A 16,645-nucleotide genomic window follows, 5' to 3' on the forward strand; every position below is an offset into this window, starting at 1 on the left:
TGAAGATGTTCTTTCTGTCTGCCGGTATGGCCGCAGAAGATAAATGAGGAATGAAGATGTTTAAATCTATTATTACCCGCTTTAAATGGTCGATTGTTGGTGCGACAGTTTTGAGTGTTGTCGGGGCGATGGCCGGGATTGTGATGCTGAAGATTATCACGATGCAGGTCAGTCAGCTCGGCTCCGGAGAAGCAGCCGGGCCGTACGACTTCCCGATCTTTGTCGGGGCGGTATCGACCGTGTTGCTGTTCAGTCTGTTGTCGCGCTATCTGCTGGCAAAGCTGAGTGCGCGGATTGTGTATGAGTTCCGGGATTCGCTGGCAAAGCGTCTGCTGGCAACCAGTTATGCCAGTATTGAAAAGATTGGCGGCCACCGGATTATGGCGGCGATGAAGACGGATGCGGCGAAGCTATCCGACGGGCTGTTGCTGTTACCCGGCTTTATCTATAGTTTCGTCACGGTGCTGCTGTGTCTGGGCTATATGGTGTACACCTCGTGGCAGCTGTTTACGGTGGTGTTTGTGTTGATTGCGCTGATTATGTTTATCTCCAAACTGATTCTGAACCGTGGTCTGCATCATTACCTGCGGCTGAGAGAGTATGAAGATGACATGTTCAGCGGTATGAAAACCCTGGTGGACGGGGTGAAAGAGCTGACGATCAACGCCCGCCGCCGCCGTTTCACTTACGATGAAATTCTGGAGCCGAACTTCGCGGTGATTCGTGACCGCAGTGTTAAGGTGTCGCTGATTTTCACCATGCTGGGCAGTATGGCATCGACGCTGGTGTTTTTTGTGATTGGTGTGATTGTATTCGGCAGTCAGGTGTATTTTCCGGATGTGCCGCTGGGTGTGGTGGTGACTTTTGTGCTGACAATTCTGTATATGGTAACACCGCTGCAAAGTGTGGTGGATTCAATGAACCGTTTCAGTGACTGTTCCGCGTCTTACCGCAATATTGAAGGGCTGGAACTGGGAGAACCGGATGAATTTGAACGGCGGACTGATCTGACCCGGCAGGTGCCTGACTCGGTAACGGACTGGTCAACACTGTCAGTGCGTGATCTGGAATTTCAGTATCAGTCTGATCTTGAGGATGAGTACACCTTCAATGTCGGCCCGGTCAATGCAACGTTCCGCCGCGGCGAAGCGATATTTCTGACCGGCGGTAACGGCAGCGGGAAATCAACTTTCGCCAAGCTGCTGGTGGGTTTGTATCAGCCGGATCGGGGGAGTATTGTGCTCGATGAGCAGGCTGTGTATGAGGCGGTCGACATCAGTGATTATCAGCAGATGTTCTCGACGATTTTCTCGGATTTTCATCTGTTTGAGCATGTGCTGAACGCCGAAGGACAACCGGAGAGTGATGAGGTGATCAGCCGGTATCTGACGGATCTGGAGCTGGGGAATAAAGTGACGTCGAAAGACGGTAAGTTTTCTTCCGTCGCCATGTCGCAGGGGCAGAAAAAGCGGCTGGCACTGTTGATGTCTTACATCGAAGATACACCGGTGTGTTTGTATGATGAATGGGCCGCCGATCAGGATCCGCGGTTCCGGGAAATTTTCTACACCCGGATTATTCCGCAACTGAAGCAGCAGAATAAGCTGGTGGTGGTGATCAGTCATGATGACCGGTATTTCCATCTGGCCGATCAGCTGGTGAAGTTTGAGAACGGGCAAATCGTGGTGGATGAGCGTCCGCAGGGTGCGCCGCTGGCGGAGAGTGAAGCTGAACCTGCACCTGAGCCTTCGCTGGCGGAACTGGTGATGGCTTAAGATCTTTTGGGTTGTTTGGGGCCGGGTGAGGTTTTGCCTGGCCCTTTTTGGTTTTGTTTGTTTTGTCTCTGGTGTTTTTGGCTGTATTTTGTTGGTTTCTGCTGTCTTTGGCTATTTGGCTATAGTGGTATGGTTTGTTGCGCTATAGGATTCTTCGATCTCTCCGGCTGCACCGAACGCGCCCCGGTTCCTTTTGGTAGGCGCCAAAAGGAACCAAAAACGTCTTTTTTGCCTGGTCACGCGTGGTTCAGGACCGATTTGTAAGCGCGTCCCTGCGCTGACAAATCTGGAACTTTCTTCCTGAAAGTTCCTCATTTGAGCAATGATCAATTTGGCTGTGTTTTTTCTCCTCGTTCTCACGCGTGGGAATGCATACCGAATGCAAAAAGTTACCATGATAACCCTTGTTCCCACGGTCCTCCGTGGGAATACAGACCAAATATAAGCATCATTGAGTTAAACGCGTTGCAAACTCACTTTTGCTCAAATCAATCATGAGATGGTCAACAAAAATTACAAAAATTGTGTGTATTTTCAAAGTATCAACTTTAAGTGATCAAGTGCATTTGAATTACTGGGTATTTGGTCAATTCTACTTATTGATGAAGAGAGAGTTATTGTGTTTTTTGGGGCATAATTTCCAGAGGCTTCGGTGTTGAAATAGACATGGGGAGATGGGGTGCCTGTCCCCACAATTGCCACAATTGTGAAGGTGATGCGTTGAACTTGGCAGTTTTGGTTCGAAGTTCGGTGCGCTTTGCAGGTTTAGTGGGGCACACCTTATTGTCGGTGTTAGCTGAAGAACATGGAGAACTGATGGAAGCAGAAAGCGATAAATTCAATAGCGTTCTTGGTGAACTTGTTCACTACTATGAAGTGAGAATGGTAGCGTTGAGCGAGTATTCTGACCGGGTGTGGAATAGATTTAATTGGTTCATGACAGTTGAAGTGGCGGCCTTTGGTTTCTTTTTCTCGCAAGCAGGAAAAATTGCATCACAGTCATTGCTACAAAATGGCATTCCATTGGTCGGCATCATCGTTGCCCTTCTGTGGGGTCTCTTGGGAGCTGAAGATTACGTTTCAATGAGAAAACACGGAAAAATAACTACGGATGTAGAGCAAAAAGTCAAGGAACAGTTCGAAAGAATCGGGCTAACGTTTGATGTTGAAGTAAGGAAGAGCTTTGTTAACTTCAGGCAAACATGGCTTTTGTTTCTTTTCCCATGTCTTGTGGCTATCTCATGGGTAGTTGTTTTTGTAGTGACATGAAAACTATTCGGCTAACAAGACCAATTCAGCCGACGCGCCAAAGGCACGTACGGCTGATTGGCAGAGTTATGCACAAAAAGACCACCCAACAATTTTGCAACCGCAACAATTCTGATGTGGAGGAAAGAAAGATGAGTTTCTCCTCGTTCTCACGCTCCGCGTGCATACCGAGCTGGAAATTACCATGATAACCCTTGTTCCCACGGTCCTCCGAGGGAATACATACCGAATATCAGCATCATTGAATTAAACGCATTGCAAATTCATCTTTGCTCACATCTATCATGTTCAATTATCGGGGCAGTCGGCTGTATTCAGGTCTGGATCAGGTATGTTGCGCACCTGCCTTTATCGGTTTCATTGGTATGATCGAACGCGGCCCAGACGGTTTTTGAAAGACCAAAAACCGCCGAAAAAGTCTTTTTTTATTCAGCTTCAGTACGCGTGGGTCAGGACCGATTTGTAGATGCGTCCCTGCATCAACAAATCTGAAACTTTCTCCTGAAAGTTCCTCCTTTGAGCATCTATCAATTTGGCTGGGTTTTCCTTTTTCCTTGTTCCCACGGTTCTCCGTGGGAATACATACCGAATATCAGCATCATTGAATTAAACGTATTGCAAATTCATCTTTGCTCAAATCAATCATGAGATGGTCAATAAAACCCACAAAAATTATGTATGTCTATTCAAAGTCTCCGCTTTCAGCGAGCAAGTGCATTTGAATTACTGGGTGTTTGGTTAATGCCATGGGTTGATGAGGGAATAGTTGTCGCATTTGGGATGTCATTGCCGTAGATATCTGGTGTTGCATGAGGATGACGATTTGCTGCCATCTGAATATCTCCCCAATGATTTGCATCACATAAAATGATGCATGAACTGATGGGCTACATTGACTTTTGATGCCACGTTAAGCATGATTTGTGCATCATTTAATATGATGCGAATTCAGGTGTGAAAAAGCCACTTAAACAAATTGTTGAGATTCGAGCCGGACATCCGTTTCGGGGAGCCATTAAAGAATCGACGAACGGGAATGGTTATGTCATTCAAATCCGTGATCAAAATGAAGATGGACAGATAGCCTGGGCACAATTGATTCAGGCGGAAGTTATCGGGCGTAAAGCGCCTGAATGGTTAATGCCGGGTGATATTCTTTTTTCTGCCCGGGGGATACGAAATATTTCTTCTGTAGTGCATGCACATGAAATTGGAGAATTGAACTTACCTGTTGTTTGTTCCCCTCATTACTTTCAGATACGAGTGAATCATGGTACAGATATTTTGCCGGAATTTTTGGCCTGGCAGTTGAACCAGACAATTGCTCAGCGTTATTTTCAGCAATCAGCCGAAGGTTCGGTGCAGGTGAGTATTCGCCGCAGCGTTTTAGAACAAACATTAATCACGGTACCATCACTGGTAAAACAGCAGCAGATCATCAAACTGGCAGAATGTGCCAGCCGGGAAAAACAGATTTACCGAAAGCTGATTGAGTTAAGAAATGCAGAACTCGATGAAATAGCCAGGCAAATATTCAAAGATTAAAATAAGTGAGATAGCAATAATGCCACATACCCCAATCAACCAAAGTGAAATCAACAAAGCCGTGTGGAACGCCTGTGATACCTTCCGTGGCACCGTTGATCCCTCCATCTACAAAGACTTTATCCTCACGATGTTGTTCTTAAAGTACATCTCGGATGTGCATATGGATAAAGTGGAAGATCTGAAACAAGAGTTTGGCGATATACCTGAGCTCATTGCTGAAATGCTCGAAAGCCAGTCATTTAAAATCCCAACGGGCAGCTCATTCTGGGATTTGTACGAAGCGCGTTTTGAAGCGGGCAACGGCACACGCATTGATACCGCACTGCACGCGATTGAAGAAGCCAATACCAAGCTCAAAGGCGTGTTTCAGGACATCAGCTTTAACACCGATAAACTCGGTGATGAAAAGCAGAAGAACGACATTCTGCGCCATCTGTTGGAAGACTTCGGTAAGCCAACGCTCAGTCTGCGTCCAAGCCGTGTCGGTTCACTGGATGTGATTGGTAACGCCTACGAATACCTGATCAAACACTTTGCCGCAGGCAGCGGTAAATCGGCAGGTGAATTCTATACCCCTGCGGAAGTCTCCGATCTGTTGTCGATTATCCTTGCGCCGCAAGAGGGCGATACCATTTGTGACCCCGCCTGTGGCTCTGGCTCACTGTTGATGAAATGTGGCAAACAGGTACAAAAGAACTTTAACGGTTCAAAGAAATACGCCCTGTATGGTCAGGAAGCGATTGGCTCGACCTGGTCACTGGCAAAAATGAACATGTTCCTGCACGGTGAAGATAACCACCGCATTGAATGGGGCGATACCATTCGTAACCCCAAGCTTTTGGAAACAGGGCAGGATGCCAACGGTGGCCTGCTGCACTTTGATGTGGTGACCGCCAACCCGCCATTTAGCTTAGATAAATGGGGCCATGAAGATGCCGCAGACGATCCCTTTGGTCGCTTCCGCCGTGGCGTGCCACCCAAAACCAAAGGCGACTATGCGTTTATCTCGCATATGATTGAAACCCTGAAACCCCGTTCTCAAGGTAAAGAGGGGGGCAGAATGGGAGTCGTCGTACCGCATGGTGTGTTATTCCGCGCCTCCAGCGAAGGAAAAATCCGCAAGCAGTTAATTGAAGAAAACCTGCTGGATACGGTCATCGGCCTGCCAGAAAAACTCTTCTTTGGTACAGGCATTCCTGCGGCCATTCTGATCTTTAAAAAGCATAAAACGGATGAAAAAGTGCTGTTTATCGATGCCTCGCGTGAATTTAAATCAGGCAAAAACCAGAACGTACTGACCGAAGAAAACATTCAGAAAATTGTCGATACCTACCAAGCCCGTGCAAGCGTTGACAAATACGCTTACCTTGCCACCTTAGAAGAGATTGCTGAGAACGATTTTAACCTCAATATTCCACGCTATGTGGATACCTTTGAGGAAGAGGAAGAGATCGACCTGATGGCGGTACGTCAAGAACGTTTGGCGCTGCAAAGTGAACTGGCGGATCTGGAAGCGGAAATGGCGGGTTATCTGGAGGAGTTGGGTTATGAGTAAGCATGACTCATCACGAAAGCAACGAGTAGAAACGAATCATAAGGACATTCGCTTTCCTGTCGGTGAGTCGTTAGCCAATTTACCCGCGGCTTATCCACAATTTTTCTCCGAAGTTGTCGCCATAGTGAAAAAGCAGCGCCAGGTCGCCATTCAAAAGGTGAATGTTGAACAAAACCTATTGTATTGGCAACTGGGCAAACATATTGCTGCAAAACAGGCGCAACAAGGTTGGGGGGCGAAAGTCATTGACCGCCTGTCTCAAGACCTCAAGCAACACTACCCAATGCTGAAAGGCTTTAGTCCGCGTAATTTAAAATATATGGTTAAATTTGCCACAGTTTGGGAAGATCTCGAGTTTGTGCAACGCACCGTTGCACAATTGGCTTGGGGAACCAATTGCACGCTCATGGATAAAGTCAAAGATAATCAGGCACGTCTTTGGTATGCCCGGCAAACACTAGAAAATGGCTGGGGAAGAGACATGGTCGTCTTTCGCATTAATGCCAATGAATATGAGCGCAGTGGCAAAAGCATTAATAATTTCCCTAAAATGTTACCGCCATTTGATTCAGACATGGCTGAGCAATCTTTTAAAGACCCCTATATTTTTGATTTTATTGGCCTTGATGAACCTAAGCGTGAAGCTGAATTAGAAAACCGCTTATTAGCGCATTTAGAGCACTTCTTAATTGAACTGGGTCAAGGATTTGCCTTTGTGGGGCGTCAGGTTCATCTGGAGCTTGGTGATCAAGACTTTTATGCCGACCTGCTGTTTTATCATTTAAAAATGCGTTGCTATGTTGTCATCGAGTTGAAAAATGGCAAGTTTAAACCTGAGCACATTAGCCAGTTGAACCTTTACCGAGCTGTGATTGATGACAAAATGCGCCACGAAAATGATAACGACACCATTGGGCTACTTTTAGTAAAAGATAAAAATGACTTGGTGGTGGAATATTCCCTGAGTGGTTACGATAAACCGATGAGTGTCGCAAGCTGGGAACAAGAAATATATCAATCTCTACCTCAAAACATGACCTCCAATTTACCCAGCATTGAAGAGTTAGAGCAAGAACTGCATCCATTTATCGATGGAGATAATGATGAATAATCCTATGGCGAAGCACTGTCATCATTTAGTGCTGCAAAACGAGCTGACAGAACTGGAAGCGGAAATGGCAGGTTATCTGAAGGAGTTGGGTTATGGTGCCTAAGGTATCATTGGGAGATTTGTTACTAGAATCACAGTATGGCTTGTCAGTATCTTCCATAGATAATGGACAGTATCCAATGTTTAAAATGAATAATTTTAGCAATGGATTTATGTCTGCTGATGGAGTTGATTCAGTTGACCTAGAGAAAAGTGAATTTGAAAAGTATCAATTAAAATGTGGTGATATTTTGTTCAATAGAACAAATAGTATCGACCTTGTTGGTAAAACAGGAATATTTACTCTTAGTGGGAATTATGTTTTCGCTTCTTATTTAGTTCGTTTAAAAGTAAATAAAGAAATCGCAGATCCATTTTTTATAAACTTTTTTATGAACGATGATTCAACCAAAAAGCGATTAAAATCTATTGCAACTAAGGCTGTTAGCCAAGCCAACATAAACCCAACTCAATTAAAAAAACTTTTAAAGGTTCCGTTGTTTCCCCTCCCAGAACAACAAAAAATCGCCAAAATCCTCTCCACCTGGGATAAAGCGATTGCCACCACCGAGCGTTTGATTGCAACCAGCCAGCAGCAGAAAAAAGCCCTGATGCAGCAGTTGCTGACGGGGAAAAAGCGGTTGGTCAATCCTGATACGGGGATGGTGTTTGAGGGGGATTGGGAAGAGGTTAAGTTGGGAGAACTATTTAAACTTGGTAGTGGAGATAAGAAGCCCGACGATGTGGAATCTGTTCAATCACAGAATAATAAATATCCTGTGTATGGTGGAAACAACATCATGGGATATTCATCGGAATATAACTCAGATTGTTCCGTAATATTAATTGGCAGAGTTGGGGAATATTGTGGTGTTACTAGGCTAGTAAGAGATAAATGCTGGGTAACTGATAACGCGCTATATACAAAGTCTATTTCTAATAGTGTTTGTAATGAATTTCTAACTTATCAGTTAAAACAGTATGACTTGTCCAGACTTAGAAACAAAGGTGGTCAACCGTTGATATCTCAAAAACCTATATATGGAGTTAATCTTGGCTTACCTATTCTATCCGAACAACAAAAAATCGCTTCAGTCCTCACCGCTGCCGATAAAGAAATCGAGCTATTACAAGCCAAACTTGCTCACCTAAAAGAGGAAAAAAAGGCATTAATGCAGCAGTTGTTGACAGGTAAGCGCAGAGTCAAAGTGGATACCACGGAGGCGGCGTAATGAGTGACGATTTACCACAAACAGCAAACGTACTGCTCAGCAATATCCGTGAACTGCTTACCCAAGGGCGCAAACAGGCCGTGCAAGCGGTCAATAGCGCCATGGTGCAAACCTACTGGGAAATTGGCCGCCTGATTGTGGAAGATGAGCAGCAAGGGCAAGCACGGGCGGAGTATGGTAAGGCCGTATTAAAATCCTTATCTCAAGCGTTAACCAAAGAATTTGGTAAAGGGTTTGACGTGCGTAACTTACGTAATATGCGCAGTTTTTATCTCGCCTTCCCAATTCGGAACGCAGTGCGTACCGAATTGAGCTGGACGCACTATCGCACCTTGAGCCGCATCGAAAATTCACAAGCGCGTGACTGGTACATGCAAGAAGCGATTGACCAGGCCTGGTCGGCGCGTGCTTTAGAGCGCCAAATCGGCGCACTTTACTATGAGCGTTTGCTATCGACGCAAGCCAGGCAGCAAGACATTCAGCCCGTGTTAGCCGAGGGGCAACAAAAAACGGCCGAGCTGGCGCTGACCGCCAAAGATTATCTGCGCGATCCGTATATTTTCGATTTTTTAGGTTTACCCGGTGCCTCACTGCAAGAGTGTGAATTGGAGCAAGCACTGATCAACAACCTGCAACAGTTCCTGCTGGAACTGGGCAAAGGGTTTGCGTTTGTTGAACGCCAGCAACGCATCAATACCGATGATGGCGATTATTACATCGACTTGGTGTTCTATAACTTCCATCTGAAATGCTTCCTGCTGATTGACCTGAAAATGCATAAGCTGACCCATCAGGATATCGGGCAGATGGATATGTATGTGCGCATGTATGAAGAGAAAAAACGCCGCAGTGATGATAACCCAACCATAGGTTTGATCCTCTGCACCGAAAACAACCACACCGTGGCGAAATATTCGGTACTCAATGGCAGCGAACAGTTATTTGCGTCCAAATACATGTTGGAGTTACCGAGTGAAGAAGAGCTGCGCATTCAACTGGAAAAAGAGCGTCAGCATCTGTCAGAGCAGCAAGGAAAACCACAATGTTAGTGTTTAACTGTACCAAAGCGGCAGCGGAGTTTTTTACTGTGACGCGGCAGGGAAAGAAACAGTCACCACTCAAACCATCACCAAAATCTGCGATTGGTGATACACAGCACAATAGCCAGCCCGTCAGTCCGTGGCTGGTGCATGCCACCAAGGTACAGCGTAAAAACGTGTTAATCGCCATGCATGTGCCGACCCGTTACGCCATGGTGTTTACGGGCCTGAAAAAAGGTGACTGGACTGAATTTTTCAATCAATGTTTAGAACGGTTGTTCAATAATATGCAGTTCTTCGGTGAAGCGTTTGAGCTGTGTGATGAAGCCAGTTTTCACACCATGTTTAATCAGTTTCTACGCTTGCACCCGAAACTGCATTTTTGCCAGCGCGGCGATCGCAGCGTGCAAAGCCATCTTAATGATGTGGTGTGGCACTTTGAGTATCGCGTCCATGAAGCAGGCTGTTTGCCCGACGGTCAGGAACAGTGTGCTTCGTTTGATGAATGGGTCAACAGCATGATTCGGTCAACCAAATCGCACAAAGATTATTTCCACCCTGATGAAGAGATGTTCCTTGACTGGATAAGCCAGTATGGCGATCTGGACGAAAGCGAAGAACCGCTTATTCGCCAGTATTTCCATTCGCTACGCGTACAAACGTCGCCTTCACTTTCAGAATACGAAAAAACCGCTGAATCAGATGCCCTGATGAATGCTGCGTTAAATGAGTATTACGAAAACCTGAACTCGATTCCCGATAATGTGATCGATTTGAATCAGGCAAGAGCCAGGAAAAACAAAAAATAATCAAAGTATAGGGAAATCCCAACAATGTCAGAGCCGCTACCCAACTTCCGCGAAGAATTCAGTGCCAAAATTCCCGCACTGACACTGCTGACCAACCTCGGCTATCAGTTTATTCCACCAAGTGACTGTTTAGCGATGCGTGGCCGGATGTCTTCAGTGATCCTGCCCAATGTGTTGCGCAGTGTGCTGAAACACAAAACCCATACCTTTCTGGGCAAGGACTATCCGCTTTCCGATTCGGCTATCGATAAAATTATTCAGGAGCTGGCAACGCCTGCAATGAATGCAGGGTTAAAAGTGGCCAATGAAAAGCTCTGCGATGCTTTGACCTATGGCATCAGCGTGACGGAATTTATCGATGGTAAAAAAGCCAATCCAACCATTCAAATCATTGATTGGGAAACCCCTGAGAATAACCAGTTCCACTTCACCGAAGAGATGGAAATTGAAAACACTCACGGTACGGGCAAACGTATTCCTGATCTGGTCTGTTTTGTGAATGGTCTGCCCTGGGTGGTAATTGAAGCCAAACGCCCCGACTCTTCCCGTGAAGGTAAGCCCACAGTTTCCGAAGGTATTTCGCAAAATATCCGCAACCAAAAGAACGATGAAATTCCCCATCTGTTCGCCTACAGCCAGTTGCTGCTTTCCGTGAATGGTCATGATGGTTTGTACGGAACCTGCGGTACGCCTGAAAAATTCTGGGCAAGATGGAAAGAGGAAGCGATCACTGAAGCGACCTGTCAGCGGCTGAAGAATACGCCACTGACGGAAGATAAACTCGATTTGTTGTTTAACCATCGCCCAGCCAAATTACGCGACGAGTATCTGTCGCTGATTGCCGGTGGTGAACTGGTTGTGACTGACCAGGACCGTTTACTGGTATCGCTGCTGCGCCATGATCGTCTGCTGGAAATGACGCGCTTATTTACGCTGTTTGATAAAAAGGCAGGCAAGATTGTCGCTCGTTATCAGCAGGTATTTGGCATTAAAGCACTGATTGAGCGGGTTACTTCGTTTGATGACTCTTTACCTGGAAAAAGAAAGGGAGCACGTAACGGCGGTGTGATTTGGCATACCACAGGGTCGGGTAAGTCGTTCACCATGGTGTTCCTCTCCAAAGCCTTAATCTGGTTAGAAGCGCTGAAAAAATGTCGTGTGGTTGTCGTGACCGACCGTGTCGATCTGGAAGATCAACTGGCGCGTACTTTTGCCTCTGGTGGCGCGTTATCCGATAAGGATAAAAAAGACGCGATGGCGACCACAGGTAAACGCCTTGCCGAACAAATTAGTCAGGGTAACGAGCGGATCATCTTCTCTATCATCAATAAATTCGGTACCGCAGTTGCCTTGCCTGAGTGTTATAACGACAGCCCCGATATTATTGTGTTGGTTGATGAAGGACACCGCAGCCAAAACGGGTCGAACCATATCTTTATGCAGCAAGCCCTGCCAAAAGCCGCCTACATTGGCTTTACGGGAACACCACTCCTCAAAGAGGATAAAACCGAGAACAAATTCGGTAAAATCATCCACGCTTACACTATGCAGCAAGCGGTGGAAGACAAAACCGTCACGCCATTGTTGTATGAAGAACGCATTCCTGAGCTGTGCACGAACGACAAAGCAATCGATGCCTGGTTTGACCGCATCACCGATAAGCTTTCAGAAAAGCAGCGCACTGACTTAAAGAAAAAATTCTCGCAAAAAGGTCAGATCTACCAATCAGAAGACCGCCTTCTGCTGATCGCCCACGACATTTCCGACCATTTCCAGAACTTCAAACGGGAAGGACTGAAAGGACAGTTAGCCTGTGACTCGAAAGCTTCAGCCATTCGATACAAGAAACTGCTTGATGAGATTGGTAAAGTGACCTCAGTCGTTGCTATGTCGCCGCCTGACACACGCGAAGGTCACGATACCGTGGATGGGGAAAGCAAAGACCTGGTGCAGAATTGGTGGAAAGAAAACGTCGGCGCGCTTGGTTTAGCGAATGACGAAAAAGCCTACACCAAACAGATCATCGAAGCCTTTGGTCGTGACGATGGCCCCGATATGATGATTGTGGTGGATAAGCTGCTGACAGGCTTTGATGAGCCGAAAAACACCGTGCTTTATATCGATAAGCCGCTCAAACAACATAACCTTATTCAGGCCATTGCCCGGGTTAACCGTCTGCATCAGAAGAAGCAGTTCGGTTACCTGATTGATTATCGCGGCATTCTCAAAGAATTAGATGCCACTATCGCCGACTATCAGGAGTTGGCAGAGCGCACGCAAAGCGGATTTGATATTGATGATCTGAAAGGGCTGTACGCCCGCATGGATACCGAATACAAAAAGCTGCCAGGTCTATACAGCAGTTTATGGGCAATTTTTGATGGTGTGCAGAACAAGCAGGACGGTCAAGCCTTGCGTCAGGCATTAGCACCGAAAATCGATACCATTGACGGCCAGCTTACCGATACCAATCTAAAAAATCGCGAAGACTTCTATGCGGCACTGACGCTGTTTGCCAACTGCCTGAAAGTAGCTTTACAGTCTGCGACCTACTTCGAAGATAAGAGTTTCGATGACAAACGTGATTTGTACAAAAAGACACTCAAGTCGATGTCGGAATTGCGCAAACAAGTACGTGAAGATGCCGAAGAAACCGTCAACTATGATGAGTTTGCGGAGAGCATTCGTGCGCTGCTGGATAAGCATATCGCAGGGGTTGAAATTCAGGAATCAAAAGGCGTTTATTGGGTTGATAATATGGGTAAAGCCCGGAAACCCGAAGAGATGAGTGACGATGAGGCACGTAATAAGAAAGATGTAATTACGGGCCGGGTGACCAGGATGATTGAACAAGATCTGGCGGATGACCCTTATGCGCAGGAATACTTTTCTAACCTGCTGAAAAAAGCCATCGAGCAAGCCAAAGAGATGTTTGATGCGCCTGTTAAGCAGTATCTGTTGTTTGCCGATTTAGAAGAGCAAGCCAAAGAGCGGAAAGTAGAAGGCATCCCAACGGATCGCTTTGCAGATCTTGATCCGAAGATCGCACGCCATGTAAAAGCTTACTATGGATTGTTTTTACAACATTTACCTATCTGCCCCTTATCAGAAGAAGAGTGTTTTGATTACGCAGTTAAAATTGATGAAGTCGTGACTTCTGCGATAGCGGAATACTCAATTAGTCCGTCGGAAATTGAAAATCAAATACGCTTGAAACTACTTCCGCTTTTAGTTCGTGATGCGGGGCTTGGATTAGATAACGCTAAGTTAGTGATTCAGGATGTCATCCAGAGAACCCGCTTGGGCGTGGCAGGTCATCATTAATGACATCCGTAAGTTCGAATGAAGGCAAACTTGAAGAATACAGCTTCATCTATGGCGATGAAGCTGTCACCTATGAAGTGGTGCGTAAGCCTCATCCGGAAGGCAAGAAGCGCAAGATAGCCATTAAGGTTCACCCCAATTGCGAAGTGATCGTTAATGCGCCGGAGGATGCTGAGCGTGGCGATATTCATGACGCTGTGATGAAGCGAGCGAGATGGATTTACGATGCGCTCAAAGAATTTCGGGACCGCTTGCAGTATGTACAATCCAAAGAATATGTCAGCGGTGAGATGCAGTTTTACCTTGGCAGGCGCTATGTGTTGAAAGTGGTTGAAGACCGTGATGCCATTGCCAATGTTAAAATGGAACGAGGCAAGCTATTGGTCACGTTGAATCGTTTTAACGAAGATAAACAAGCATTAACCAAAGCCTTGGTTTCAGGTTGGTACAGCATGCGTGCCGAACGGATTTTCCATGAACGCTTAGCGGCTTTGCTGCCACAAGCCACCTGGGTGACAGGCATCCCCGGTTTTCGTGTTCTGCCAATGACCAAACAGTGGGGAAGCTGTTCAACTAAGGGAAACCTTATGCTCAATCCCCATTTGGTGAAAGCGCCGAAAGCGTGTATCGACTACGTGATTCTGCATGAGCTTTGCCATATCGCGGAGTACAACCATAGCGATAAATTCTGGCGTTTGTTGACGGGCGTGATGCCAAACTGGAAAGAAGTGAAAAGCCGTTTAGATGGTATGGCGGAGTTATATTTGAGTGAGTAGGCGTTGTAATTAAATGCCTTGGTATATAAACAACCTGAAGATGCACCGACCGGACGCTAAAGCCAACCCGCGGGCATAAAAAATGGCGCGATTATCGCGCCATTCATCAAATTTCATTTGCCAGGCAAATCAGAATTTGTAAGTAACGTCAAAGTAGTGTGAGACGCCAGACGATCTAAAGCCTGAAGAATCTTGAATACCGTAAACATCATCAAACACTTTCAGACCGTAACCGACTGCATAGCGGTTGCTGTGCCAATAGATACCGTTAAACCAGGCCAGGCCGTGATCAGAGGTTGCGCCGGCTTCTTCCTGCAGGTCGAATTCGTAATCCAGGTAACCCTGATAGGCGATAAATGAACCGTTGTCGAAGTTAACGAAAGGCTTGAACCATACTGTAGAGAACTGGTAACCATTCCACTCGTTGTTTTTGATGTTGTAAGATTTGTAAAGGTTAAATTGCACTTTACCAAACCATGGCACCATGACGTCGGCACCGATACCGTTTTTGGTCGCGTAACCGCCATCATTATTGCCATCAATCGTGGTGTAGTTAGCAACATACCATTCTTTAATCGGGCCAACAGATAAATCGGTGTTGAACAAACCATCGATAGACATACGTGGCGCAAATTTAGCGAACGTTTTAGCATTGTTGCCTTTGTCTGCGGATTTATCACTGTCATCATCGTCAGTCAGGTTGAACACATCAAGGTAACCATACAGATCAAAAATTCCTGAACGACCGCCAAACTCCATTTCGAAGTAAGTGTGGTTATTGTTACCAGGCTTTTCATTCAGTACATGCATCAGGTTAAATTGCATCCACTTATAATCGTTTTTATGAGTGTTACCATCTGTGTAATCAGCGGCCAGGGCAGGCGTGGAAACTGCAGCAGCCAGACTTAGTGCTAAAAGTGATTTGCGCATTGCTGTGATTCTCTACATTGGGATTTTTAGTTTATATAATCGATTGCGTTGACGTCATCGGTTACTAATGCCGAAGATGATAGCGATTTATCTCTCAATTAAAAGTAGAAAACTAAGAAACAGCCAATAATTATTGTGATTAAAATCACACAAATGAGTTTGTTATGGAACTAAATGAATTTTACATAATATTACATTTTTTTTGTGAATAAGATCATTGCTGGTTGGCTGAGTGATCTGATCCAATAGCTTTGGACGCCATTTAAAGCGTCTGTCCTGATGAGCTGTTCAGAAAAATGGATGAGAGAATACAACGAAGAGCGGCCCCATGACTCTCTGAATGGTATAATACCATGTGACTATGGGCCAGACACGAAAACAGGAAAATCTCTAATTTAGAATTTTACTAAAATAGGGAGGGTTACAATATGTTTGATGAAGGTGACTTTGACTGTCCCAAACTACCAAGTTATTACAACGAGAACAGGTAAAATATAACAAGCCAATTATGACAGGGATGCAAAACGCTTGACTTGCGCTCCTTCGCCGCTAATTTCAGGCAAGCGTTTGTTCGTCCCATATTGGAGCGTTAGGCTCATAGGAAATCTTGGAGGATGCATTTTGAATAAGATAGTTAGTACGGTTCTATTCGCTGGACTTTATTTGATTGGAAGTGGGGCGCTAGCTGCATCATTAAAAATTAAAGCAGACCATGCCAAATATAATGATACTCCCTGGGATGGAATTGGAGGCTCTTCTGGAGGGGTTGGTATTTTTCGTACGGGACTACCCACTGCTGGCGCTCCAGACTTGAAATTATGCACCTTATATCCATCAGGAGAAAGCCAGTGCTTTTTCAGAGTTGAAAAGAAAAAAGGCTTTTTTTCTGGTAAAGAAAGAGTAAAGCACTATTCGTATTGTCAAAATTCAGATGAGTGCAGGTTTGAACTTGATTTCTCAAGTTTTCCTGTTGGGATAGTTATTGTTGATATAGATGTCGAGAGTGATGATTTGGTTGATGCCTTTGTTTTAACAGATGCAACAAACAAATCTGATATTAAGCGCCTAGATTCACATCTGCGAGCCTATGCTAATAGCTTGGCCCCAGCATATTCAAATGGAGAAAAGCAAAGAAGAAGAAGGCCATTTCCAACATGCGTTGTGAACAAATCGAAAGTAACTAAATGTCGGCTTAGGCAGTCCTCGATTCATTTGAGCAATTAAGCCTAACAAACGA

General features: G+C 45.5%; 14 protein-coding genes. 12 read left to right on the top strand and 2 right to left on the bottom strand.

From position 1 onward, the window contains the following. The first annotated feature begins 56 nt into the window (after positions 1-56). Together OC443_RS19565 and OC443_RS19570 are read left to right on the top strand one after the other, a co-directional pair. Positions 57-1,775 (top strand): cyclic peptide export ABC transporter, encoded by a 1,719-nt coding sequence (locus tag OC443_RS19565; protein ID WP_073583617.1) that lies wholly within the window; start codon positions 57-59, stop codon positions 1,773-1,775. Positions 1,776-2,495: 720 nt separating this feature from the next. Further along, positions 2,496-3,044: a RipA family octameric membrane protein gene (locus tag OC443_RS19570; RefSeq protein WP_143169336.1), complete on the top strand. Its 549-nt coding sequence runs from the start codon at positions 2,496-2,498 to the stop codon at positions 3,042-3,044. A gap of 701 nt (positions 3,045-3,745) precedes the next feature. Here the strand turns inward: OC443_RS19570 and OC443_RS19575 are convergent. Then, on the bottom strand, positions 3,746-3,877 hold the full coding sequence (locus OC443_RS19575; RefSeq protein ID WP_262021781.1) for a hypothetical protein: 132 nt from the start codon (positions 3,875-3,877) through the stop codon (positions 3,746-3,748). 121 nt (positions 3,878-3,998) lie between these two features. Between OC443_RS19575 and OC443_RS19580 the strand changes: the two genes are divergently transcribed. The 8 genes from OC443_RS19580 (at position 3,999) to OC443_RS19615 (ending at position 14,478) form a co-directional block, all read left to right on the top strand. Next, positions 3,999-4,589: a restriction endonuclease subunit S gene (locus OC443_RS19580; protein ID WP_073583611.1), complete on the top strand. Its 591-nt coding sequence runs from the start codon at positions 3,999-4,001 to the stop codon at positions 4,587-4,589. Between the two features lie 19 nt (positions 4,590-4,608). Further along, positions 4,609-6,147, top strand: coding sequence for a type I restriction-modification system subunit M (locus tag OC443_RS19585; protein WP_073583609.1), 1,539 nt, complete (start codon positions 4,609-4,611; stop codon positions 6,145-6,147). Next, positions 6,140-7,258, top strand: a complete 1,119-nt coding sequence (locus tag OC443_RS19590) for a PDDEXK nuclease domain-containing protein (RefSeq protein WP_073583607.1) — start codon at positions 6,140-6,142, stop codon at positions 7,256-7,258. Before OC443_RS19585 ends, OC443_RS19590 begins: the two co-directional genes overlap by 8 nt. A gap of 92 nt (positions 7,259-7,350) precedes the next feature. Beyond that, the gene (locus tag OC443_RS19595; RefSeq protein ID WP_073583605.1) at positions 7,351-8,529 is read left to right on the top strand and encodes a restriction endonuclease subunit S; all 1,179 of its coding nucleotides are present in this window, start codon (positions 7,351-7,353) and stop codon (positions 8,527-8,529) included. Beyond that, the gene (locus tag OC443_RS19600; RefSeq protein ID WP_073583603.1) at positions 8,529-9,578 is read left to right on the top strand and encodes a PDDEXK nuclease domain-containing protein; all 1,050 of its coding nucleotides are present in this window, start codon (positions 8,529-8,531) and stop codon (positions 9,576-9,578) included. The genes OC443_RS19595 and OC443_RS19600 overlap by 1 nt, the downstream gene beginning before the upstream one ends. Further along, entirely contained in the window at positions 9,572-10,378 is an 807-nt protein-coding gene (locus OC443_RS19605; RefSeq protein WP_073583601.1) for a DUF6933 domain-containing protein, read from the top strand. Before OC443_RS19600 ends, OC443_RS19605 begins: the two co-directional genes overlap by 7 nt. A 24-nt stretch (positions 10,379-10,402) precedes the next feature. Next, a complete protein-coding gene (locus OC443_RS19610; protein WP_073583599.1) occupies positions 10,403-13,702 on the top strand; it encodes a type I restriction endonuclease subunit R in 3,300 nt (1,099 codons plus the stop codon). After that, a complete protein-coding gene (locus tag OC443_RS19615; protein WP_073583597.1) occupies positions 13,702-14,478 on the top strand; it encodes a M48 family metallopeptidase in 777 nt (258 codons plus the stop codon). Before OC443_RS19610 ends, OC443_RS19615 begins: the two co-directional genes overlap by 1 nt. A 129-nt stretch (positions 14,479-14,607) precedes the next feature. Here the strand turns inward: OC443_RS19615 and OC443_RS19620 are convergent, their stop codons facing one another. Then, on the bottom strand, positions 14,608-15,408 hold the full coding sequence (locus OC443_RS19620; RefSeq protein ID WP_073583595.1) for a nucleoside-specific channel-forming Tsx family protein: 801 nt from the start codon (positions 15,406-15,408) through the stop codon (positions 14,608-14,610). Between the two features lie 279 nt (positions 15,409-15,687). On the opposite strand from OC443_RS19620, the gene OC443_RS26420 reads away from it, so the two are divergent. Beyond that, on the top strand, positions 15,688-15,807 hold the full coding sequence (locus OC443_RS26420) for an integrase core domain-containing protein (protein WP_143169335.1): 120 nt from the start codon (positions 15,688-15,690) through the stop codon (positions 15,805-15,807). Between the two features lie 222 nt (positions 15,808-16,029). Further along, complete coding sequence (locus OC443_RS19625) at positions 16,030-16,632, top strand: hypothetical protein (RefSeq protein WP_143169334.1); 603 nt, start codon at positions 16,030-16,032, stop codon at positions 16,630-16,632. Positions 16,633-16,645: the final 13 nt, after the last annotated feature.

This window comes from Vibrio quintilis, from assembly GCF_024529975.1.
Taxonomy (GTDB): domain Bacteria; phylum Pseudomonadota; class Gammaproteobacteria; order Enterobacterales; family Vibrionaceae; genus Vibrio; species Vibrio quintilis.

Excerpts from the sequence above, each read along its gene's own strand:
- OC443_RS19565 (WP_073583617.1), top strand. The coding sequence starts at position 57 with ATGTTTAAATCTATTATTACCCGCTTTAAATGGTCGATTGTTGGTGCG.
- OC443_RS19575 (WP_262021781.1), bottom strand. The coding sequence starts at position 3,877 with ATGGCAGCAAATCGTCATCCTCATGCAACACCAGATATCTACGGCAAT.
- OC443_RS19585 (WP_073583609.1), top strand. The coding sequence starts at position 4,609 with ATGCCACATACCCCAATCAACCAAAGTGAAATCAACAAAGCCGTGTGG.
- OC443_RS19590 (WP_073583607.1), top strand. The coding sequence starts at position 6,140 with ATGAGTAAGCATGACTCATCACGAAAGCAACGAGTAGAAACGAATCAT.
- OC443_RS19595 (WP_073583605.1), top strand. The coding sequence starts at position 7,351 with ATGGTGCCTAAGGTATCATTGGGAGATTTGTTACTAGAATCACAGTAT.
- OC443_RS19600 (WP_073583603.1), top strand. The coding sequence starts at position 8,529 with ATGAGTGACGATTTACCACAAACAGCAAACGTACTGCTCAGCAATATC.
- OC443_RS19605 (WP_073583601.1), top strand. The coding sequence starts at position 9,572 with ATGTTAGTGTTTAACTGTACCAAAGCGGCAGCGGAGTTTTTTACTGTG.
- OC443_RS19610 (WP_073583599.1), top strand. The coding sequence starts at position 10,403 with ATGTCAGAGCCGCTACCCAACTTCCGCGAAGAATTCAGTGCCAAAATT.
- OC443_RS19615 (WP_073583597.1), top strand. The coding sequence starts at position 13,702 with ATGACATCCGTAAGTTCGAATGAAGGCAAACTTGAAGAATACAGCTTC.
- OC443_RS19620 (WP_073583595.1), bottom strand. The coding sequence starts at position 15,408 with ATGCGCAAATCACTTTTAGCACTAAGTCTGGCTGCTGCAGTTTCCACG.
- OC443_RS26420 (WP_143169335.1), top strand. The coding sequence starts at position 15,688 with ATGAGCTGTTCAGAAAAATGGATGAGAGAATACAACGAAGAGCGGCCC.